General features: G+C 65.4%; 19 protein-coding genes and 1 tRNA gene. 7 read left to right on the top strand and 13 right to left on the bottom strand.

Features of this window, described 5'->3' with window-relative positions:
• Window positions 1–28: 28 nt before the first annotated feature.
• From AC1Q6P_RS15800 to AC1Q6P_RS15810, 3 genes are all read left to right on the top strand, one after another.
• The gene (locus AC1Q6P_RS15800) at window positions 29–457 is read left to right on the top strand and encodes an NfeD family protein (protein ID WP_492665031.1); all 429 of its coding nucleotides are present in this window, start codon (window positions 29–31) and stop codon (window positions 455–457) included.
• Window positions 458–533: 76 nt separating this feature from the next.
• Window positions 534–1448, top strand: coding sequence for an SPFH domain-containing protein (locus AC1Q6P_RS15805; RefSeq protein ID WP_492665032.1), 915 nt, complete (start codon window positions 534–536; stop codon window positions 1446–1448).
• 69 nt (window positions 1449–1517) lie between these two features.
• Window positions 1518–1607: transfer RNA gene (locus AC1Q6P_RS15810), tRNA-Ser, on the top strand.
• Between the two features lie 149 nt (window positions 1608–1756).
• Here the strand turns inward: AC1Q6P_RS15810 and AC1Q6P_RS15815 are convergent.
• The 7 genes from AC1Q6P_RS15815 to AC1Q6P_RS15845 form a co-directional block, all read right to left on the bottom strand.
• Window positions 1757–2914: a serine hydrolase domain-containing protein gene (locus AC1Q6P_RS15815; RefSeq protein ID WP_492665033.1), complete on the bottom strand. Its 1158-nt coding sequence runs from the start codon at window positions 2912–2914 to the stop codon at window positions 1757–1759.
• A 422-nt stretch (window positions 2915–3336) separates the two neighbouring features.
• Window positions 3337–4128 carry an ABC transporter ATP-binding protein gene (locus AC1Q6P_RS15820; RefSeq protein ID WP_492665034.1) on the bottom strand — a complete coding sequence of 264 codons (792 nt, stop codon included), beginning with the start codon at window positions 4126–4128 and terminating at the stop codon, window positions 3337–3339.
• Complete coding sequence (locus AC1Q6P_RS15825) at window positions 4125–5147, bottom strand: FecCD family ABC transporter permease (protein WP_492665035.1); 1023 nt, start codon at window positions 5145–5147, stop codon at window positions 4125–4127. Before AC1Q6P_RS15825 ends, AC1Q6P_RS15820 begins: the two co-directional genes overlap by 4 nt.
• Window positions 5144–6250 carry an ABC transporter substrate-binding protein gene (locus AC1Q6P_RS15830; protein ID WP_492665036.1) on the bottom strand — a complete coding sequence of 369 codons (1107 nt, stop codon included), beginning with the start codon at window positions 6248–6250 and terminating at the stop codon, window positions 5144–5146. Before AC1Q6P_RS15830 ends, AC1Q6P_RS15825 begins: the two co-directional genes overlap by 4 nt.
• Complete coding sequence (locus AC1Q6P_RS15835; protein WP_492665037.1) at window positions 6240–7022, bottom strand: siderophore-interacting protein; 783 nt, start codon at window positions 7020–7022, stop codon at window positions 6240–6242. The genes AC1Q6P_RS15830 and AC1Q6P_RS15835 overlap by 11 nt, the downstream gene beginning before the upstream one ends.
• On the bottom strand, window positions 7019–8587 hold the full coding sequence (gene fes, locus AC1Q6P_RS15840) for an enterochelin esterase (RefSeq protein WP_492665038.1): 1569 nt from the start codon (window positions 8585–8587) through the stop codon (window positions 7019–7021). Before fes ends, AC1Q6P_RS15835 begins: the two co-directional genes overlap by 4 nt.
• Before the next feature lie 11 nt (window positions 8588–8598).
• Complete coding sequence (locus tag AC1Q6P_RS15845; protein WP_492665039.1) at window positions 8599–10557, bottom strand: TonB-dependent receptor domain-containing protein; 1959 nt, start codon at window positions 10555–10557, stop codon at window positions 8599–8601.
• Between the two features lie 108 nt (window positions 10558–10665).
• Between AC1Q6P_RS15845 and AC1Q6P_RS15850 the strand changes: the two genes are divergently transcribed.
• The 4 genes from AC1Q6P_RS15850 to AC1Q6P_RS15865 all read left to right on the top strand — a co-directional run bounded on the left by AC1Q6P_RS15850 (window position 10666) and on the right by AC1Q6P_RS15865 (window position 14264).
• Window positions 10666–11637: a helix-turn-helix transcriptional regulator gene (locus AC1Q6P_RS15850; protein ID WP_492665040.1), complete on the top strand. Its 972-nt coding sequence runs from the start codon at window positions 10666–10668 to the stop codon at window positions 11635–11637.
• Window positions 11638–12052: 415 nt separating this feature from the next.
• Window positions 12053–12976, top strand: coding sequence for a DMT family transporter (locus tag AC1Q6P_RS15855; RefSeq protein WP_492665041.1), 924 nt, complete (start codon window positions 12053–12055; stop codon window positions 12974–12976).
• 60 nt (window positions 12977–13036) lie between these two features.
• Entirely contained in the window at window positions 13037–13699 is a 663-nt protein-coding gene (locus AC1Q6P_RS15860; RefSeq protein WP_492665042.1) for a DsbA family oxidoreductase, read from the top strand.
• Window positions 13700–13715: 16 nt separating this feature from the next.
• Complete coding sequence (locus AC1Q6P_RS15865) at window positions 13716–14264, top strand: PaaI family thioesterase (RefSeq protein WP_492665043.1); 549 nt, start codon at window positions 13716–13718, stop codon at window positions 14262–14264.
• Window positions 14265–14279: 15 nt separating this feature from the next.
• Here AC1Q6P_RS15865 and eda read toward each other — a convergent pair whose 3' ends face one another.
• The 6 genes from eda to AC1Q6P_RS15895 form a co-directional block, all read right to left on the bottom strand.
• Entirely contained in the window at window positions 14280–14912 is a 633-nt protein-coding gene (gene eda / locus AC1Q6P_RS15870; protein WP_271009565.1) for a bifunctional 4-hydroxy-2-oxoglutarate aldolase/2-dehydro-3-deoxy-phosphogluconate aldolase, read from the bottom strand.
• 56 nt (window positions 14913–14968) lie between these two features.
• Window positions 14969–16786, bottom strand: a complete 1818-nt coding sequence (gene edd / locus AC1Q6P_RS15875) for a phosphogluconate dehydratase (protein WP_492665044.1) — start codon at window positions 16784–16786, stop codon at window positions 14969–14971.
• 210 nt (window positions 16787–16996) lie between these two features.
• Window positions 16997–18442: a PA domain-containing protein gene (locus tag AC1Q6P_RS15880; RefSeq protein WP_102766814.1), complete on the bottom strand. Its 1446-nt coding sequence runs from the start codon at window positions 18440–18442 to the stop codon at window positions 16997–16999.
• Window positions 18429–18860: a post-PEP-CTERM-1 domain-containing protein gene (locus tag AC1Q6P_RS15885; RefSeq protein ID WP_492665045.1), complete on the bottom strand. Its 432-nt coding sequence runs from the start codon at window positions 18858–18860 to the stop codon at window positions 18429–18431. Before AC1Q6P_RS15885 ends, AC1Q6P_RS15880 begins: the two co-directional genes overlap by 14 nt.
• Before the next feature lie 91 nt (window positions 18861–18951).
• A complete protein-coding gene (locus AC1Q6P_RS15890; protein WP_171828815.1) occupies window positions 18952–19581 on the bottom strand; it encodes a choice-of-anchor J family PEP-CTERM protein in 630 nt (209 codons plus the stop codon).
• A gap of 277 nt (window positions 19582–19858) precedes the next feature.
• A partial coding sequence (locus AC1Q6P_RS15895; protein ID WP_492665901.1) for an ABC transporter ATP-binding protein occupies window positions 19859–20467 on the bottom strand: 609 nt, incomplete at its 5' end.

Raw genomic sequence — 20467 nt, forward strand, 5'->3', positions numbered from 1 at the left:
GCCCTGATCATGGAGAGGGAGTAATGACATGGCTTTGAATTGGGCCACCGCCTGGTGGATTGCCTGCGGCGCGCTGGTCGCCGTGGAGCTGGCCACCGGCACGTTCTACCTGCTGATGCTGGCCCTGGGCTGCGCCGCCGGCGCCCTGGCCGCCCACCTGGGCTGGAGCGGCAGCGCGCAGATGATCTCGGCCGCCGCACTCGGCGGTACGGCCGTGGTGCTCTGGCACCTCAAGCGCTCGCGCGACCCCAGCCCACCTTCCATCAATGCCAACCCCGATGCACACCTGGACATCGGTCAGGCGGTGGAAGTCGCGGCCTGGAACGCCCAGGGCCAGGCTCTGGTGCGCTACCGCGGCGCCGAATGGCAGGCCCGCTTCAATGGCAGCGGCGAGCCTCTGCCTGGCCGGCACACCATCCGCGCCATCGAAGGCAGCTGCCTCTTGCTGGACCGCTGAACGATCCGCCCGCAGCAGCCGCTGCAGGGCTGTTTTCGTTTCCTTTCACTCCTTTTTCTTTCACATCGAGGCATTCATGGAAATCGCCCTGCTCCTGCTGGTCATCGCCGCCGTCTTCATCGTCCAGTCAATCAAGGTCGTGCCGCAACAGAACGCCTGGGTCATCGAGCGCCTGGGCAAGTACCACGGCACCCTCACCCCAGGCCTCAACTTCCTCGTGCCTTTTGTCGACCGCCTGGCCTACAAGCACTCGCTCAAGGAAATTCCGCTCGACGTGCCCAGCCAGGTCTGCATCACCAAGGACAACACCCAGCTGACGGTGGACGGCATCCTCTACTTCCAGGTGACCGATGCCATGCGCGCCAGCTATGGCTCCAGCAACTACATCGTCGCCATCACCCAGCTGGCCCAGACCACGCTGCGCAGCGTGATCGGCCGCATGGAGCTGGACCGCACCTTCGAAGAGCGCGATGTGATCAACAGCTCGGTCGTGCAAGCGCTCGACGAAGCCGCGCTCAACTGGGGCGTCAAGGTGCTGCGCTACGAGATCAAGGATCTGACGCCGCCGCCGGCCATCCTGCACTCCATGCAGGCGCAGATCACCGCAGAGCGCGAGAAGCGCGCCCTGATCGCAGCCTCCGAGGGCCGCCGCCAGGAACAGATCAACATCGCCACCGGCGAGCGCGAAGCGGCCATTGCCCGCTCCGAGGGTGAAAAGCAGGCCGAGATCAACAAGGCGGCCGGCACCGCGGCCGCCATCACGGCCGTGGCCGACGCCACCGCCGACGCCATCGGCAAGATCGCCGCCGCCATCCAGCAACCGGGCGGCGACCAGGCTGTGCAGCTCAAGGTCGCCGAAAAAGCCGTGGACGCTTACGCCCAGCTGGCCCAGAAGAACAACACCATGATCGTGCCGGGCAATATGAGCGAGGTCTCCGGCCTGATCAGCACGGCCATGGCCTTGCTCAAAGGCTCGAACGCAAAAAATTGAAGGTCAGCCGCCAGAAAACTCGAGCTTTTCGATTTTGGCTCTGAAAACTGCGCTATGATGGCGGGCTTCGGAGAGGTGGATGAGCGGTTTAAGTCGCACGCCTGGAAAGCGTGTGTGGGTTAATCCCCACCGCGGGTTCGAATCCCGCCCTCTCCGCCAGAAAGTCAGCAAAAACGGGCCCAAGCGGCCCGTTTTTCATTTCTGGCCGCCCGATGTGCAAGCTCACTCATCGCTGTAGCCCCCCCCGCTTGAACATCCGCGACTTGCGAGCCCTCATGTTCGCTGCCGCAAACCTCACGCATCTCCCACTAACGCCCCGTCGGAACCAGGTCGGGGATGTAGATCGACGCGATGTTGTCGATGAACCTTTCCGGCGAAGCACCCATCAGGTTGGTCAGCACGAGCACCGTCAGCGCATCCCGGGGGTAGATGAACACAGCGGCACGTGCGCCGCCGACCGGCGTCAGCGCAGGATGGGCGTCGCGCCGCGCCGAAGGCCAGCCCAAACCGTAGCCATTGACGAGGGCATTGAAGCCGCGGATGGTGCCGTCCTTTTGCGCCTGCGGCTTCCAGAGTTGATCCAAGCTGTTGGCACTGACCAGCTTCGTGCGCTGCAGGGCGATCACCCACTTGGCCAGGTCCGTCGCCGTCGTCCTGACCCCGCCCGCCGCGTCCAGATAGGCTGTCATGGGCTCAAGTCGAAGCAAAGGGACCTTGCTTCGCTCGACGCCGACCGTCTTCATCCCCTGAATTTGCAGCGCCAGGAAGCTGTAGAGCGAAGCCGCATCGGGCTCACCATCGATAGAAAAGCGGGTCCGCGTTAAACCCGCGGCCATGAACTGCCGTTCCCGAACGAAGTCAGCATACGACCGCTTCGTCAGTGTCTCGATCAGCTTGCCGATCACCACATAGTTGGTCTGCGTGTAGCCAAACCGGGTCCCGGGCAGTGCGTCCAAGGGCAAGCTTTGCACCTTCTCCCAGGCCAGCTCCGGCGCGGCGCCGTCAATCGCTCGGAGGTTGTCATCGACGATCTCTGGAAGGCCCGACATGTGGGTGAGTGCATGCCGAACGGTCACCGCGCCCCAGGCACTTGGCAGCGACTCGAGGTAAGTTTTCAAGGGCGCGTCCAGATCCAGCTTTCCGGCTTCGACAAGCTGCATCACCGCCACACCCGCCAGCGCCTTGCTGATCGAATTGATCGGGAAGACGGTCTGCGGGGTCACCGGGACGGCACCTTCCAGGGTGGCCAGGCCAAAGGCGCCGGTGAAGATGATGTTTTGGTTCTGGACGATTGCCACCTGAGCCCCAGGGATGCCACGGGCAGCCATCTCCGCCTGAATCAGACTCGAAACGGCGCGGGCCTTGTCGGCGGCTTCCTCCGTCGGTGATGAACGAGCAGTCGCACCGAAAAACAGCCCACACAAGGCCACGAGCAAGCCGACTAACGCGGAGTTTCTGGGCATCATGATCGAGGGGTTCCGTTCTTGTTGAGGTCGGCCGAAGGCGAGGGTTCGCGATCCGCTCGGGCAAGCATCTCCCGACATCTTCAACTCGGCATGCCTCAATCCGACGAGATGCTCAAACAGCCGCCTGAACGGAGCCCAAGCCAACACGGTCGAATGAAGCCGACCATGGCGCGGTGCTGGCGCGAGGCACATGGTTCCAGCCACGATGGAACCCCTACTCGTCACAGCGCCTGTGCCGGGCCGCTGTCGGCGGCGTCGCAAGGCCTGCGGGCGAAAGCCCCACCCTGTTGCGCGTCTAGCTTGGTACTTCCCGATGAAGTGCACCAGCGAGCCGTTCTGTCGGGGCCTGCCTGTGCCCATGGCTTGCCAGCGCATGCGAGCACATCGCGTGAGCTTCACGATCCGCCGCCATCACGCCGCCATCACACCGGCGTGCCGCACGGCACCTGAGGCAGCTCGCAGTCCACCTGGACTTGAAAATGGCCCTTGGAGCAAGCCTCCACCCTCGCCTGCACCCCGTACACCCTCGCCAAGTTGGCCGGTGTGATGGCGTCGGCGGGCGCACCTGCGGCCACGGTCTGCCCCTCTTGTAGCAGCACCGCGCCGGTGCAATGGCGCATGGCCACATTGAGATCGTGAAGCACGATCAGTACGGCCATATCGCGCTCAACAGCCAGAGAAGCGAGCAACTCCATCGTGCGCAGTTGATGGCGAAGATCCAAGGCAGAGAGCGGCTCATCCAGCAGCAACACCCGAGGCTGGCGCACCAGCGCCTGGGCCAAACCCACGAGTTGGCGCTGGCCACCCGACAAGGCATCCAAGTGCTGCAAGGCCAGAGTTTCGCAACCGAGTCTTCGCAGCACTGCCTCGACACGCTCCAGATCGTCGCTGCGGGCCACTCCATCAGCGCGCAGTGCCGTGAGCACCGCCTCCAACACGCGCAAATGCACGCCACGCGGCAGCGCTTGCGGCAAGTAAGCCATCCGCGCCATGCGCTGCGCAAGCCCAAGCCGACGCAGTTCGACACCCTCCAGCTCGATCTGCCCCTGATAGCCCAGCAAACCAGCCAGCACCTTCAACAAGGTGGACTTGCCGCTGCCGTTGGGACCTAGCAATGCGGTCAGGCTGCCTCCACCCAAGCGGGGCAGACTGACACCGCGCAACACAGGCCGCCCTCGGTAGCCCGCGCTGAGGTTCCGAACGTCCAGACTCATGCCACACCTCCACGTCGCAAGACGATGGCCAGAAAGAAGGGAACGCCCACCAGCGCAGTGACCACCCCCACAGGCAATGAAGCCCCCGGCAGGATCTGTTTGGCAGCAATCGCAGCGGCGGACAGCACCAGCGCCCCCACCAGGGCGCTGAAAGGCAGGTAGAAGCGGTGGTCTTCCCCACACAGACGGCGCGCGATATGAGGCGCCACCAGACCGATGAACCCAATGGTTCCCACACAAGACACCGCAGACCCCGCCAGCAGAGCCACGCGAAACAGGCTGCCGCGACGCAGCCGCTGCACATCGATGCCCAGACTGGCCGCACGGTCCTCGCCCAGACGCAGGGCGGTCAGCTTCCAGGCATCGCGCAGTGCCAAGGGCAAGCACAAGAGCAAAACCGCGGTGAGCCCCGCCACCTTGGGCCAATCCGCCCGCGCCAAGCTGCCCATGATCCAGAACACGATGGCCTGCAGGGTTTCAGGGGATGCCATGTATTGCAACAGCCATAACAGCGCATTGAAGCTGAACACCAGGGCAATGCCGAACAAGACAACACTGCCAGCGCTCATGCTCAGTCGTATCGCCACCTGATCCAACAACAGGGCGGCCAGCAAGGCGAATGCAAAGGCCGAGGCCGCCACCGACCAGGCGCTGCCCGCGCCCAGCACCAGAGCCAAGGCCGCGCCGAAGGCGGCGGCTTCCGACAAACCCAGGGTGAACGGGCTGGCCAAGGGGTTGTCCAACACGGTTTGCATCTCCGCGCCTGCCAGCCCCAGAGCGGCGCCCACGACCACCGCCATCAAGGCTTGCGGCAACCTGATGTCCCACACGATGACATGCTCGGCGTCCAAAACTGCGGCGCCCTGGATCGGCGCCATCAGAAGCTCGAGCAGGCGCGAAGCGCTCAGACCAGACGGGCCTGTCGTCAAGTCCCAGACAAAGCTCGCCACAATGGCCAGCACGATCCAGATGGCCATGCCTAGACGGCGCCGCAGCAGGATGGCATACGCGCCCCTCATGCCGAGATCCAGTACTGCCCGGTCGGCGCCATGCCCAAGAACTCGCGGTGCATCTGCTGCCAGGTGGCGCGCGCATCGACGGCAGCAAGCCGCTGGGGATGCAGCCATGCAGCCATGGCCTGCAACATCACGACATGGTAGGGCGTGTTGTAGAAGTGATGCCACACGCCATGGATGCGCCCCGATCGCACGGCCGGCAGGCTGGCCATCTCCGGGCGGCGCCGCAGCACTTGCAGCAAGGATTCGCGGGCCATGGCTTCACTGACTTGGGCTCCCATGCGCAAACCCGGGGCGCTGGTCCCGGGATGCTGGTAGCCCGTGGCGACATAGACCTCGGGTTTGCATGCAATCACCGCTTCCAGGCTGGCTTCACCCAGCGGCGTGGGGATGAGATCCGCACCGGCGTTGATACCGCCGGCCATCTCGATCAGCTCGCCCAAACTGCCCCGGCCCGCCGTCAGCACGCCCGCTGAATCACCCGCGCGGGCGTCCAGCAAGACGCGTGGACGAAAGGCACTTCCAATGCCAGCCGTGAGCTCGGTAACACGGCGCGTCTGTGCCTCGTAGAAGGCGATGAACTTCTCCGCCCTCGCCTCGCGTCCCAATGCCTGGCCCAGCAAGCGCAAGCTCGGAATGGTATGGGCCAGAGGATGCTCGCGAAAGTCGATGAAGATCACGGGCACGCCGATCTTCTGCAGCTGTTCGACCAAGGGGTTGCGGCGCCCCGGACCATGGCCACTGATGCTGAAGATGGCCAGATCGGGGCGCAGCGACAACACCTTTTCAGGGCTGACACTGGCTTCGCTGGTTCCACCGATCTTGGCGATGCCGTCGATCTGAGGGAATCGCGCGCGGTACTGCTGGTAGGTCTGCGGATCGAAAGTTGACATATCGCCCTGCCAACCGATGACACGAGCCAGGGGTGGGTCTTCCAGCAGGGCCAGCGTGTAGAGCTGACGGCCTTCACCGAGCACAATTCGCTCGACCCTTTTGGGCAGCTCAACCTTGCGACCGGCGATATCGGTCACAAGCTGCGCGCGGACACATGCAGGCGCCATCAGGGTGGCCAGCAGCAGCTGGCGGCGAGAAATTTCATTGTTCATGGTCATGATCTGAAGCGCCGCGCTTCCAGTAGCCAGCGGCATACATCTGCTCACGCGGCCAGCCGTGTTCACTCAAAAGGTGTTGTCGCAAACCCCGCATCTGCGCGGACTCGCAAGCGATCCAGGCAAAGCCCTCAGACAAGTCAAGACGACGAAGCTCCGCCAACAGCGCGCAGCCCTCGGGCTGACTTCGACGCTGCAGCCAGACCAGATCGAGCCCTTCATGCGCAGGCAGCTGAATGCGATCTTCCGCACGTCCGACCTCGATGCGCACGGTGACCCGTGCTTGCTGAGGCAGCCATTCCAGCCAGCGCGCAATCGCGGGCAAGGCGGTTTCGTCGCCGAGCAAGAGCCAATGCGCGTGGGCATTGGGGTCCAACACATGCGAGGCACGAGGCCCGGCCACGCCGACCTGATCACCCGGCTTTGCAGAAGCAGCCCAGGTGCAGGCAGGTCCGTCGCCATGCAGGACAAAGTCCAAGGTCAAGGTCTGCCGCTGCAGGTCGAATGCGCGCGGCGTGTAGTCGCGCGCGACCGGGCGGACCGCACCGTCGGGAAAGGTCGCCCCCTTGTCGCTGAAGGTCGGCAAGACGGGCAGGGTCTCGCCTGGCGCCGGGAGCAGCAGCTTCACATGGTCATCAGGCATGGGGCTGACGAAGCCCTCGAGCTCAGGACCGCCCAAGGTGATGCGCCGCAGACGCGATGAGAGCGCCTCAACGGACAACACCTGCAACAGGCGCGCGCGCAGAGGGTGGTAGATCAATTGGCTCATGGCGCCCCCAACAGTGCGATCAATCCCTCGGCCAGTTCGCTGCGCCAGTTCACATAGTCGTGCCCACCGGCAAACTCCCGGTAGATCACGCGTTGGCCGCGAGCCATGAGGACATCGCGCAGATGCCGATTGGTTTCGAGAATTCCGGGGCCGTCGGACGGGGCGCTTCGCTCCAGCAAGCCAGGTGACAGGTAGAAGACGACATCGCTGCGCGGGGCGGCGACATACTGGCGGGTCAGCCACTCGCCTTCCGCCGCATCGTCGAGCCCGCCAGCCACAAAGCCGGGCGGCCGCGCAGGAGCCCACCAGAACGAGCCCGACAAGCTCAGGACCCGGCCAAAGCGTTCCGGATGGCGAAGCGCCAACCAGGCCGAGGCCAGCCCGCCGTAGCTGGAACCGGCCACCACAGTGCGGCCGGCCTCGCGGGTGACGGGATAGCGCGCAGCCAGCCAGGGCAGCAACTCGCCGGCCATCATGTCTGCAAAGCGTGGATTGCAAGGCAGTTCTTCGGAGCGTGACTCGCGGGTCGGATTGCCCACCAGCACGGCCATCAGCGGAGGAATGCGGCCCGATGCGATCAGGTTGTCCAGGATGGTCGTTGTGGGCACCCGTGTCACATACGCATCCTCATCGAACAGCAGCAGCAAGGGCAGTGCTTCGGCCGACTTCTGTGCCGGCAGATAGACCGTCAAGCGGCGCTCGTTGCCGAGCTGCTGGCTTTGAAAACGCAGATGCTCCACGCGCCCGCGAGGCACCTCGGCACGCGGCTCCAACCAAGGCTCTGGCGGTGCTCCAGGCAACTCCAGCAGCGAATGCTCCGCCTGGATGTTGTCAAAGCCTCCCAGCGCTGGCGTGCCGGCCGCCCAGCGACGCAGATTCAATGGGTCGGCTTGGACACGCGCCAGAATGGCTCGGCGCTGCGCCTGCCGCCCCGCGCCTTTGAGCTGAGGCACATCGGGAGCCAGTTGATAGGCCAGCCGCGTTCCCGAAGGCAATCGCACGCTGTAATGCCAGACATCCGTTCCAGGAAGGCGTGCGAAGCGCTCTTGATCGCCTTGACGCACCGGCCAGAACAGACGAACGCTGCGCGTGCTCGCATCCCCTCGCCACAAGAAGCTGACCTGCCACGATTGCGGATGGTCGGGGATGGGCTCAATCCACGGAGCGCCCGAGGTCTGTACGGCAGCCCAGAACGCAGGCGTTCCGGCACCCAGCTCATTGGCCAAGGCGCGCAACTTGGGGCTGGCCAGTGGCGCCTCAGGTGCGGCGACCTCAGGCAGCTGCGCTTCCAGCGGGCGTTGCTCAGTCAGCCAGACTCGTCCTTGCAATTGCGGACTGGCCAGCCCGGCTCGGTAGCGCCCCGACTGGAGAGCCACAAAGCGGAACTCCGACTCACCGGCCGGCGCCGCCTGGCGACGCAGCAGTTGTCCATCTGGAGACTGCAACTCCAGCACACCGGCCTCGGGGAGCTGGAGTGCGCCCACGATGTAGTCGCCCTTCACGGCATCAACGGGCAGTTGCTGGGCAGACACCGGCAGCACAGCGGCGAGCAGCAAAAGAATCAAGCAGGCCTTCATCAGAAGCGCACCGTGGCCGAGAGGTAGAAGCGGCGCCCGTCTTCGTTGAACTCGTTGCTGTTCTCCCGGTCCACGGTCGTATTGGCCAGATTCAACAAGCCCAACCGCACCACCAGCGACGGGTTCATCGTCCAGCTGACGCTGCCATCCACGATGGAGTACGCCGCGGCTTGCTGCAGGTTCTGACCGTTGGCGGGTACGCTGATGTATTGCTTTCCGTTGAAGCGAGCAGACAGGCTCAGCGCCAGCGCAGGCAAAGCCTGCCAATCTGCGCCCAGATTGGCCACGTGTCTGGAACGGTAGGTCAGCGGCAGCGCGCTGACACCGCTGGTGTTCTTGGCGTCGGTGTAGCTGTAGTTGGCGCGGATATCCAGTGCCGAGCTGACTTTGAGTCGGCCGCTCAGCTCCGCACCTCGGCTGCGGACACCGGCAATGTTCTGGTAGCGGAACATGGGTCGGCCATCGGGCAGGAAGCCGATGAAGTTGGCGTAGCTCGGGGCCAGCGTCTTGTTCGAGGTCCGGTTGGTGATGTCCAGCATGTTCTTCAGCTGGGTGTCGTAAACCGTCAGGCCCAGCTGCCAGCGGCCACCATCAAAGGCTGCCCCAAGCTCCTTGCTCATGCTGGTCTCCGGCTTCAGATCCCGGCTGCCGGTGATGTAGCAACCCGCGGTGGCGCTTCCACAAGACGGCGACCCCCAATCGGGGCTGTTGATCAACAAAGTCGGTGCTCGGAACGCACGCGCCCAGCCACCACGAACGGTCCATCCTTTTGCCGGATGCCACACGCCATAGACACGCGGGCTGTGATGCCCACCGAAGTTCTCGTGGTCGTCATATCGATCACCCAGCGTCAGGGTCAGCCCGGGCAGCACCGTGATCTCGTCCTCGAAGAACACGGCCTTCTGGCGCACGGCCGTGGAGGGGTTTGCGCGCGGCGAGCTGCCGGGAGCGCCGGCCAAATTGGTGGGATCCCAAAGCTGCTCGTGACGCAGTTCAGCACCCAAGGTCAGGTTCTGTTCCCACAAGTCCAGCGGCAGGCTGAACTTGCCATCCAGCACCTTCACCTTGGATTTGTTGGGGTTGATCTGGCCCGTCACCGTGCCAGTCAAATTCTTGGAGTTGTCTCTGTAGAAGCGCAGCTCGCTGCGGCCGAACTCATAGCGGCCTTGGTGACGCAGCGACAAGGCGTCGCGTTCAAGTTCAAACCCCGCATGATCTCGGTGGCTGGTGTCCAGGTCCAGCGTCACCTGATGCAGCTCGCTGGGGCTCCACGCCAGTTGCCCGCTGATGTAGCGATTCTTCAGGCCCGGCAAGCCACTTTGGCGCACGCCATTGCCGGCGGCGGGGTTGAGTGCCGCATCGTCGGCCTCGCGCTTGTCGGCACCGCCCGAGAGCTTCACACCCAGCTGCCTGGCCATCAAGGGGCCGCCGACCGAGAAGCTGGCAATTCGGCTGTCGCCCGCGAGCCGGTTTTGTTGCTGGATCGCATCCAGCCGCGCACTGCCGCGCCACTGCGCACCGACCTTGCGCGTGATGACGTTCACCACACCGCCAATGGCATCGGAGCCGTACAGCGATGACATCGGCCCGCGCACCACCTCGATGCGCTCCACCTCCTCAGCGGGCACCCAGCCCAGGTCGTAGTCATTGCCACGGAAAACCGCCGAGCTCGAATTGACGCGGCGCCCATCCACCAGGATGAGCGTGTAGGCATTGCCCAGCCCACGGATCTGTACGCTGGGCACACCGTTGCCGCCGCGTGTCAACGTGACGCCAGGCACGGTGCCGAGCAGCTCGGCCAGCTCATGCACCGGGCGACGCTCCAGATCTGCGCGCGTCAAGATGGAGATGCTGGCCGGCGCTTCCTCCAGGCGCTTCTCAAGGGCAGATCCGGTGACCACCACCTCGGGGAGCTGGGTCGGCGCAGTCTGGGCGCAGGTCAGACTTGAGAGGGCCACGAGGGCAAGGGGACTGAGACGAAAAGTGGGCTTGAATGAGGTCATGAAAGAAGACGTGGCAAACTTGCGAATGAAAACGATTCTCATCTGCAATTATCCAAACATCCCATGTCTGCAACCTTTGCGAGCACGCCTGATTTCTCTGCACCGCGGTCAAAACGCGGCGCACCCAACCGCGATCAGAGGAACGACCGCACCAGATGCGCCCCATGGGTCACCGGACTGGTGGAACGTCGGGAACTCAGTTCGGGGCTGATTCTTCAGCGCATGCGCGTGAGAGATCTGGACGACCGTGAAACCCGCGGCACGGTGCAACCCGGGCTCAAGATCGGCCTGGTCGTCGGCGGGCAGTCCGACTTCTCGCTGGGCCACCAGGACTTCCGGCTCGGCCCACAAACAGCCACGCCTTCCGGCGGCATGCTGGTCGCCATTGCCGAGCCCGACGCCTATCTTCGTCGCGCCCATCAAGGTCAAGACGAACACAAACTGGTCTTGACCTTGATGCCGGAGTGCTGGGTCATGCAGGGCGAGGGCGACACCCAGATGCAGGCGCGCCTGCGCGCTTTTCAGTCCAGCCACCTGGCTCGACTGGATTGGCATCCATCGCCGCGAGCCCTGGGGCTGGCGCAGCAAATCGTGCACGCGCCGGAACATGCCGGCTTGATCGAGCGTCTGCAGCAGGAAGCGCGGGTCATGGAGATCCTGGCCGAGGCCTTGGCCACCGTGGGCGGCCAGGCACCGGCGAAGGTGGCCTTGAGCCCGCGCGACCATCGACGCCTTCGCGAACTGCAAGCTCGCGTTGATGCCGGTGAGTTTGACACCAGCTATCTGGGTGACATCGCCCTCACCGTGGGCATGAGCCCCAGCAGCCTGCAGCGCGCCTTCAAGGCCTTTGTCGGCGAAAGCCTGTTCGAGTACATGCGCGGCCGCCGCCTGGAAGCCGCACGGCTCTCGCTGCAGCACGAGGGGCTGAATGTCAGCCAGGCAGCCACACGAGCCGGCTACGGCAGCGCCGGCAACTTCGCCACGGCCTTCAAGAAGCGTTTTGGATACAGCCCCAAGACAGCGCGATCCAGATAGCCCCCCCCCTGCAATACCAGGGACAGACAAGTGGACCAGGCAGGATCGCCACAACGCAGGCCCACACACGCCTCAAGCCACGGGCAACGGCCACGCCAGCAGCCACGGCCATGCGAGATCAGGCACAAAACAGGCTGTCGCTCGAGCGAACGACAGGAAGCCCTGGCACGCGCAGCTGATTCCGAGTTTTCGGCGTCATTTCGCCCGGCAAGCCACTCAGGCTCTGCGTCGCAGAAGTACTTCCGACACATCCAAAAGCAAGCGCCACTGCCGCCACAATGGGCGCCCGACTTGTGCGAGCAAGACAGCTCCCCCCCTTTCCCCGCCCCGCCCCGCCCCGCCCCTCCCCGCCCCTCCCCGCCTCACTTCGCCTGACTTCGCCTCGCCCCTCCCCGCCCTTGCCACCAACCGCCTGATGCAATCCTCCCCCACGTCGACCTCTCCACGCGCTGCAACGCCTTGGCTGGCCTACGCCTGCCTGGCCCTGAGCACCAGCCTGGTGGGCAGTTATGTAGGCCTGTCCAAAGTCCTCTTGCTGAGCTTTCCTGTGTTTCTTCTGGCCTGGCTGCGCTTCGGCTTGGCGGCCGTGCTGATGCTGCCCTGGCTGCGCCGCGGGCCTGGCGAGGCACCGCTCGACGGTCGGCACCGGCGCCTTCTGTTCCTGGAATCCTTTCTCGGCAACTTCCTGTTTTCCATCTGCCTGCTGTTCGGCCTGCAGCACAGCTCGGCCGTGGTGGCCGGCGTGATCCTGGCGGGCATCCCGGCCGCCGTGGCCCTGCTCAGCCGTGTGTTGCTGAAGGAACGTCAAACGGCGCGCGTCTGGGCCGGCATCGCGCTTGGCGTCGCAGGCATCGCCTTGGTGGCGCTGGAGCGTGCGCCGGCCGGCAGCCCGGCGGCCAGCTCCTGGCTGGGCATCGGCCTGCTGCTGGGCGCGGTGTTCTGCGAGGCCAGCTATGTGGTGATCGGCAAAAAGCTCACGGCCCAGGTGTCGGCCAAGCGTATCAGTGCCTTGATCAACCTCTGGGGCCTGGCCCTGGTCACGCCGCTCGGTCTGTGGCAGGCGACCCGCTTTGATTTCAGCCAACCCACGCTGCCGATCTGGGTCCTGCTGCTGTTCTACGCGGCAGCCGCCAGCATGGTGACGGTGTGGCTGTGGATGAGCGGGCTGCGCAAGGTGCCGGCTGGCCAGGCGGGTGTCTTCATGGTCTTTCTGCCGGTGGCCACGGCCTTGGTCGGCCTGCTGCTCGGCGAGCACTTGAGCGGCGGGCAGGCCTGGGCCTACGGCCTGGCCCTGGCCGGCGTGCTGCTGGCCACCCTGCCCGGCCGCAGGCAGGGCTGAAACCAGCGCCGCAAGACCACAGGCCTGCCGGCACGTCAGCCCTGGGCTACAGTGCCCGGCATGAGCTCATCTTCTCCTTCCCTACGAATCGACTTCATCTCCGACGTGTCCTGCCCCTGGTGCGCGATCGGCCTCAAATCGCTAGAGCAGGCCGTGCAAAGCCTGCCGGAGTTGCAGGTGGATCTGCACTTTCAGCCCTTCGAGCTGAACCCGCAGATGGCGCCCGAGGGCGAGGAGATCAACGCCCACCTGGCGCGCAAATACGGCGCGGCGCCGGCCCAGCTGGAGCAAACCCGCGAAACCATCCGCCAACGCGGCGCCGAGCTGGGCTTCACCTTCACCAAGGGCGCCCGTGACCGCATCTACAACACCTTTGACGCCCACCGCCTGCTGCACTGGGCCGGTTTGCAAGGCGGCCAGGCGCAGCGCGATCTCAAGCTGGCGCTGCTGAGTGCCTACTTCACCGAGGGCCAGAACCCCGGTGACCACGCGGTCCTGCGCCGCGCCGCCGAAGGCGTGGGTCTGGACGGCGAGGCCGCAGCCGCCGTGCTGGCCAGCGAGCAGTTCAGCACCGAGGTGCGCCAGCTTGAAGCCGAATGGCAGGCCGCCGGCATCAACTCTGTGCCCGCCATCGTCATCAACCAACGCCACCTGATCCAGGGCGGCCAGCCGCCCGAGGTCTTCGCCCAGGCCCTGCGCCAGATCGCCGCGACCCAGGCTTGAGCACGAGCACGCAGCCATGAAGAACACCCAAGAACTCGACGCCCTGCTGCAGCAATGGCAGGCAGAAGAAGCCGCGGTGCGCGCGCGCATCGGCAGCCTGGGCAGCGGCGTGGCCCGCCCCGATCAGGTTCAGGCCCTGACGGGCTTGCAAGCCATGCAGGCCATGCTGGACGGCCAGCTGCCTCCACCGCCCATCTGCGCCACCCTGGATTTCATGCTGATCTCGGTCGCCCACGGCGAAGCGGTGTTCCAGGGCCAGCCGATGCGGCGCCACTACAACCCGCTCGGCACCGTCCACGGCGGCTGGTATGCCACCTTGCTGGACTCGGCCCTGGGCTGCGCGGTGCACACCACCATGCCGGTCGGCCGGGCCTACACCACGCTGGAGTTCAAGGTGAATATGGTGCGTGCCCTGACCGAGCAGGTGCCCCTGGTGCGCGCTGTCGGCCGGGTGCTGCACAGCGGCCGCCAGGTCGCCACGGCCGAAGCCTCATTGCTGGGCCATGACGGGCGCCTGTACGCCCATGCCAGCACGACCTGCCTGGTGTTTGAACGCCCGGCCTGAATTTCAGGCTCAGGCTCAGGCGCGCAGCGCGGCGGCTTCGGCCGCCAGGCGCGTGATGCGCGCCCAATCGCCAGCGTCGACCGCATCTTGCGGGGTCAGCCAGGAGCCGCCGCACACCTTGACGTTCGGCAGGCTCAGAAACTGCGGCGCGGTCTCCAGGCTGATACCGCCGGTGGGGCAGAACGCCACATCCGGGAAAGGGCCGCCCAGAGCCTTGAGCAGGTTCACGCCGCCCACGGCCACGGCCGGGAACAGCTTCAAAAAGCTGTAACCCGCCGCATTGGCCTGCATCACCTCGCTGGCGGTCGACACGCCGGGCAGCAGGGGCAGGCCATGCTGCTGGCAGGCGGCGCCGATGGCCTCGGTGAAACCAGGGCTGACGCCGAACTGGCAGCCGGCGTTCTTGGCGGCCTGCACATCGGCCGCCGTGCGCAGCGTGCCGGCGCCGACGATGGCTTCGGGCACGGCGCGCGCCATGGCTTCCATGGCCTGCAGGGCGACCGGCGTGCGCAGCGTCACCTCCAGCACGCGCACGCCACCGGCCACCAAGGCTTGGGCCAGGGGCACGGCGTCTTCCAGGCGCTGGATCACGATGACGGGAATGACGGGGCCGTGCGCGGCCAGGGCCAGGGTGTTGGAGATGCTCATGGGCTAGAACCTTGTGGGGAATCGATACAAAAGGCGAGGCGGCAAGAAGTGGCGGATCAGAGCCAGCTGACGGCGCCCTCTTCCGCCGTGCGCACATTGCGGCGCAGGCCGGCGAACAGCTCACGGCCCAGGCCTTGGCCGTTCTGCGCGGCTTGCTCGGGCGTGATCTGGGCCTGCTCGCGGGCGGCCCATTCGGCCTCAGACACCAGGGCCAGGAGTTCGCCCGTGACGGCATCCAGACGCACCAAGTCACCATCGCGCAGCTTGCCCAGCGGGCCACCGGCCAGAGCTTCGGGCGAGACGTGGATGGCGGCCGGCACCTTGCCCGACGCACCACTCATGCGGCCATCGGTGACCAGGGCGACCTTGAAACCGCGACCTTGCAAGACGGCGAGCGGCGGCGTCAGCTTGTGCAGCTCGGGCATGCCATTGGCTTGCGGGCCCTGGAAGCGCACGACCACGACGACGTCACGCTCCAATTCGCCGGCCTTGAAAGCCGCCAGCATGGACTCCTGGTCGGCAAAGATGCGGGCCGGCGCTTCGACGATGTGACGGTCTTCCGGCACGGCCGAGACCTTGATCACGGCACGGCCCAGATTGCCCTGCAGCAGCTTCAGCCCACCGCTGGCGCTGAAGGGCGCACTTGCTCGGCGCACCACGCTCTCGTCGCCGCTCTCGGGGGCCAGATCGTGCCACTGCACGGCCTGGTTTTCGGCCAGATGCGGCTGGCGAGCGAAGGGGCGCAGCGAGTTGCCGGCCACGCTCAGCACATCCTCGTGCATCAAGCCGGCATCGAGCAGCTCGCGGATCACAAGGCTGGGTCCACCGGCCGCCTGGAACTGGTTCACATCGGCCGCGCCATTGGGGTAGACACGGCTGAGCAGGGGCACCACGGCGGACAGCTCGGAGAAATCACTCCAGTCGATCAGGATGCCGGCCGAACGGGCCACCGCCACCCAGTGGATCAGATGGTTGGTCGAGCCGCCGGTGGCCAGCAGGGCCACCATGGCATTGACGATGCAGCGCTCGTCCACCAGGCGGCCGATCGGCGTGTAGCGGGCCTTGGCGGTGATAGACAGGGCCGTACGCACCGCCTCGCGGGTCAGGGCTTCACGCAGGGGCTCATGCGGGTGAACAAAGGCCGCACCGGGCACATGCAGGCCCATGGCTTCCAGCAGCATCTGGTTGCTGTTGGCAGTGCCGTAAAAAGTGCAGGTACCGGCACCGTGGTAGGCGGCGGATTCGGCCTTGAGCAGCTCATCGCGGCCGACCAGGCCTTGCGCGAACTGCTCGCGCACCTTGGCTTTTTCGTTGTTGGGCAGGCCGCTGCTCATCGGCCCGGCCGGGACGAAGACGCAGGGCAGATGACCGAAATGCAAGGCACCGATCAGCAGACCCGGCACGATCTTGTCGCAGATGCCCAGAAGCAAGGCGGCATCGAACACATCATGGCTCAGCGACACGGCCGTGGCCATGGCGATGGTGTCACGCGAGAACAGGCTCAGCTCCATGCCGGGCAGGCCTTGGGTCACGCCGTCGCACATGGCGGGCACGCCGCCGGCCACCTGCACCGTGGCACCCTGGGCATGGGCTTCGGCGCGGATCAGATTCGGGTAGGCCTCGTAGGGCTGGTGGGCCGACAACATATCGTTGTAGGCGGTGACGATGGCCAGGTGCGGCGCCTTTTCGGCCACGATGCGCAGCTTGTCGTTGGCGGGCATGGCCGCCACGGCATGGGCCACATTGGCGCAGCCCATGCGCTCGATGCCGCGCTTGCGGCCCGCCAGTCGGTCGACACCGTCGAGGTAGGCGGCGCGGCTGGCAGCGCTGCGCGCGCGGATGCGTTCGGTGACGGCGATCAGGGTCTTGTTCATACAGTCGGCCGGTGTAACTCGGCAGCTTGAAAGTTGGTAACCATATTACAAGAACAAGCCGACCCGTGGGTTACATGCGAGGTACGGAACGCGAACTTTCTCGCCGCCCCACCCGAGCCGTGCCCCCAAAGAAAAACGGCGCGCCACCCGAAGGCGACGCGCCGCGAAGAAAGCGAGTGGGCGCGACGAATCGCCCCCACATCGACACGCTTACCAGCCGATGTCTTGCAGCAGCTTGAAGGTCAGATCCTGCGGCACCATGGGCGACTGGGTCAGGTCGGCGCTGATGGCCGGTTCCATCAACAGGTTGCGGGTGGCCGATGTATCAAAGTGAGACACCGACGAACCGCCCTGGAAAGGATTCGGCGCGAACATCAGCAGGCGGCCTGCGGCGTCGGTACCGGCGTAACGGGTCATGTCCAGAGCCAGCGAGGCGTACACGGCCGAAGTCGTGCGGGTGCGCTTGCTCAGTGCAGCCAAGAGAGCGGCACCGTCGGCTTGCGTGATGCGCACCGAGGGGATGGTGACCGTCGGGTCACTGCCACCGAGGCCCGTGACGGTGCCGGGTGCGTTGTCGGCCACCAGCACGGCCTTGGCACCTGCGTTCTGCAGGTTCTTCACCTTGACGGTGAAACCGCAGGTACCGCGGCTGACCAGGGCGATGTTGTTGCGCACGGCGATGGCGTTCAGGCCCGTCACCGGTTCGCAGGCCAGATCCAGCGCACCCGTCGCGGTCACCACCGGCATGATCGCGCCCGTGATCGGGGTGGCGGTCAGGGCGGGGCCGAAGGAGGCCTCACCGACGGGATGGGCACCCGCGGTAGCGCCGGCCTGCGAGCCGCTCACATTGAGTGCGGGCACGCCAGCGCGCAGCACCTGAGGCGCAGCCGCGTTGGTCAGCGGGCCGGTCCAGACCAGCTTGTCGCCGCTTAGGGCCGAGGCTTGACGCTCCGCATTGGTCATGTCCTTCCACAGCTTGCCGGTGGCCGTACCCATCAGGTAATGGTCCCAGATGGCCGGGAAGCCGCCGTTCTGCGCACCGGTGGAGCCGTTGGTGAAGGTTTGGAAACCGACGCCATGGCCCATTTCATGCAGCAGGGTCACGACGAAGTCGATGTTCGTGCCGTGATTGCTGTCCAGGCCCAGGTAGAAGAAGGTGCCGTCCAGGCAACCCGTCTTGCCCAGCTTGGCATTGAAGTTGGCGTTGATCTGAGCCGCACCGGCGGTGCCCTGGTAGGCGCCGGCAATCTTGTTGGCCAGCGCGTACGAATACCAGGTGTTGGCCTTCGGTGCGTTGGGGAAGTTGCGGAAGATCGAGGTGGCGCCAGCGCTGCCCAAGGTCGCCGAAGTGGCCGTGCAGGCCAGATCGGTGAACTGCGCATTGATGACGATGGGCTGATTGCTGGTCAGCGTCGCACCCCAGATGTTGGCGGCATGCGTGAAGGCGATCAGGCGCTGCTCACCCAGGGTGGTGCCGGTGTTGCCACCGACCGGGTCAACCGGCGTCGGGTCATTGAAGCCAACACCCGGCGCATTCATGTTGTTGATGGTGATGATGGCCGCGGCTTGCGCTTGCAGGCTGGCACCCAGGAGGCCGGCGGCGATCAGCAGCGCGCCGGTGGCGAACTTGCCGCCGATGAACTTATTTGTGCTCATGTGCATGCACCTTTGCTGTCTTGCTGATGGACTTCTTGCCCTTGACGATGGCCTGGGCGGCTTCGGCGCCGGTCACACAGGCGGTCTCGATGGTGCCGTCCGGATTGCGCACGGCCACCGAGAAGGACTGGCTGCTTTCATCCAGCTCTTGCTCGACCGTGCCGTCGCGGTGGTACACCGGCGCCGGGTTGATCTTGCCGGTCAGCAGGCCGCGCGGTTGGCTGGCAGCGTTGCTCACACGGCCGGCGGCGGCCTTGCCGCGCAGGGCCTGGGCTTCAGCGGCGGTCGGTGCACGCAGAGCGCCGGTCTCGGAGTCTTTGGCGACAGTCTGGCTGGCCGCTTGGGCCAGACCAGCCACGGCCATCAAGGCCGCGGCGCTTGCAAGCCGCAGGGCTTGCTGGGTTTTCTTTTCAATCATGGCGATGTCCTTGTGTGGAGAGCCGAATCTGTGTTTCCGAGCTTGGGCAGCGAACGCTTGCGCTGGAGGCAGCGTTGCGGCCCCGGCGTTCTCAGTCTTGGCGGCGGCGCAGGAAAGCCAGGCCCAGCACGCCCAGACCCATCAGGGCGAAGCTGGCGGGTTCCGGCACGGCACTGACGCTGACGCTGTCGATCGCAGCCAAATTGGCCGTGGCGGCGTCGCTGACGGCGTATTCGAAGGCAATGCGGCCGGTGGCAGCGCTCGGCAGGGCGAAGGTGTACTGCGTCCAGCCCGAGGTGCTCAGGGTCACGGTGCCCAGCAGACTGGTGAAGCTGGAGGTGGCGGCGTCCGCGCCTGCGTTGAAGTAGACCTTGACCGTGTCAGAGAAGCCTTCGACAGCTTCCGTGCGAGCAAAGAAGCTCACGGTGTTGGCGCCACCCAGGGTCAGCTCGGGGCTGATCAACCAGTTGGAAATGCTGCCGGCACCGGCGGCCGCGCTCAGGAAGTTGGCGGCGGCATATGAGCCGTTGCCACCCGACTGGGCCGCGAAATACTCGGGCACGCCCTGGAACCAAGCCTGACCGGCGGGGCTGCTGTTGTTGGTCAAGGTCCAGCCGGAGGCGGCCAGGTTGTCAAAACCCTCGGTGTAGGTGTCAGCTTGCGCAGCAAGGGCCAGCGTCGCGCCGGCCAATCCCAACAAGCATTTTTTAGCTAGTTTCATAGGTTCCTCGTCTTCCCCTCGAAAGAGGTGTTGATCAGCCCTCGGCAGCAACACTGCTTGCGCGAGCGTTACAACCGAAGAACGTGATGGCAGCGTAGAACCCCGGTGATATTTCACATATGCGTACAAAGCCCTAAGCCCCCTCAGCCATGGGGGATGGGAAAACACGGAGGCAGGAATGGAAAAGGCAGCCGTTAGCGGCTGCCTTCGAAAGCAAGACCTGACCCCGCCTTGCGGTTGAAGCGGGTCCGGATGTGGCGGAGCTCACTCGCCCGCTTCACTCCCCCAGATACGCGGCACGCACCTTGGGGTCATTGAGCAAGGACTGACCCTCGCCCGTCATCGTCACCAGGCCCGACTCCATCACATAGCCCCGGTTGGCCAGCTGCAGCGCCCGGCTGGCGTTTTGCTCCACCAGCAGCACCGTCACGCCTTGCTTGTGGATGTCGTTCACCACTTCGAAGATCTTGTCCACCATGATGGGGCTCAAACCCATGCTGGGCTCGTCCAGCAGCAGCACCTTCGGCTTGGCCATCAGCGCCCGGCCCATGGCCAGCATCTGTTGCTCGCCGCCGCTCATGGTGCCGGCCAGCTGGGCGCGGCGCTCCTTCAGGCGCGGGAAGATGCCGAAGATGCGCTCGATGTCTGCCTCGATGCCGGCCTTGTCGCTGCGCAGGTAGGCACCCATCTGCAGGTTTTCGGTGATGGTCATGCGGGTGAAGGTGCCCCGCCCTTCCGGCACCATGACCAGGCCTTGCTTGACCAGGTCCCAGGGGCCTTGGCCCTTGATGCTCTGGCCCAGGTACTTCACGTCGCCGTCGGCCACCGGCTGCAGGCCGGTCACGGCTTTGAGCGTGGTGGTCTTGCCCGCGCCGTTGGCGCCGAT

The organism is Roseateles sp. GW835-FHT13E02 (assembly GCF_058794035.1).

Bases quoted from the DNA above. Each gene is read 5' to 3' on its own strand.
- AC1Q6P_RS15800 (WP_492665031.1), top strand. From the start codon at position 29: ATGGCTTTGAATTGGGCCACCGCCTGGTGGATTGCCTGCGGCGCGCTG.
- AC1Q6P_RS15805 (WP_492665032.1), top strand. From the start codon at position 534: ATGGAAATCGCCCTGCTCCTGCTGGTCATCGCCGCCGTCTTCATCGTC.
- AC1Q6P_RS15815 (WP_492665033.1), bottom strand. From the start codon at position 2,914: ATGATGCCCAGAAACTCCGCGTTAGTCGGCTTGCTCGTGGCCTTGTGT.
- AC1Q6P_RS15820 (WP_492665034.1), bottom strand. From the start codon at position 4,128: ATGAGTCTGGACGTTCGGAACCTCAGCGCGGGCTACCGAGGGCGGCCT.
- AC1Q6P_RS15825 (WP_492665035.1), bottom strand. From the start codon at position 5,147: ATGAGGGGCGCGTATGCCATCCTGCTGCGGCGCCGTCTAGGCATGGCC.
- AC1Q6P_RS15830 (WP_492665036.1), bottom strand. From the start codon at position 6,250: ATGAACAATGAAATTTCTCGCCGCCAGCTGCTGCTGGCCACCCTGATG.
- AC1Q6P_RS15835 (WP_492665037.1), bottom strand. From the start codon at position 7,022: ATGAGCCAATTGATCTACCACCCTCTGCGCGCGCGCCTGTTGCAGGTG.
- AC1Q6P_RS15850 (WP_492665040.1), top strand. From the start codon at position 10,666: ATGTCTGCAACCTTTGCGAGCACGCCTGATTTCTCTGCACCGCGGTCA.
- AC1Q6P_RS15855 (WP_492665041.1), top strand. From the start codon at position 12,053: ATGCAATCCTCCCCCACGTCGACCTCTCCACGCGCTGCAACGCCTTGG.
- AC1Q6P_RS15860 (WP_492665042.1), top strand. From the start codon at position 13,037: ATGAGCTCATCTTCTCCTTCCCTACGAATCGACTTCATCTCCGACGTG.
- AC1Q6P_RS15865 (WP_492665043.1), top strand. From the start codon at position 13,716: ATGAAGAACACCCAAGAACTCGACGCCCTGCTGCAGCAATGGCAGGCA.
- eda (WP_271009565.1), bottom strand. From the start codon at position 14,912: ATGAGCATCTCCAACACCCTGGCCCTGGCCGCGCACGGCCCCGTCATT.
- edd (WP_492665044.1), bottom strand. From the start codon at position 16,786: ATGAACAAGACCCTGATCGCCGTCACCGAACGCATCCGCGCGCGCAGC.
- AC1Q6P_RS15880 (WP_102766814.1), bottom strand. From the start codon at position 18,442: ATGAGCACAAATAAGTTCATCGGCGGCAAGTTCGCCACCGGCGCGCTG.
- AC1Q6P_RS15885 (WP_492665045.1), bottom strand. From the start codon at position 18,860: ATGATTGAAAAGAAAACCCAGCAAGCCCTGCGGCTTGCAAGCGCCGCG.
- AC1Q6P_RS15890 (WP_171828815.1), bottom strand. From the start codon at position 19,581: ATGAAACTAGCTAAAAAATGCTTGTTGGGATTGGCCGGCGCGACGCTG.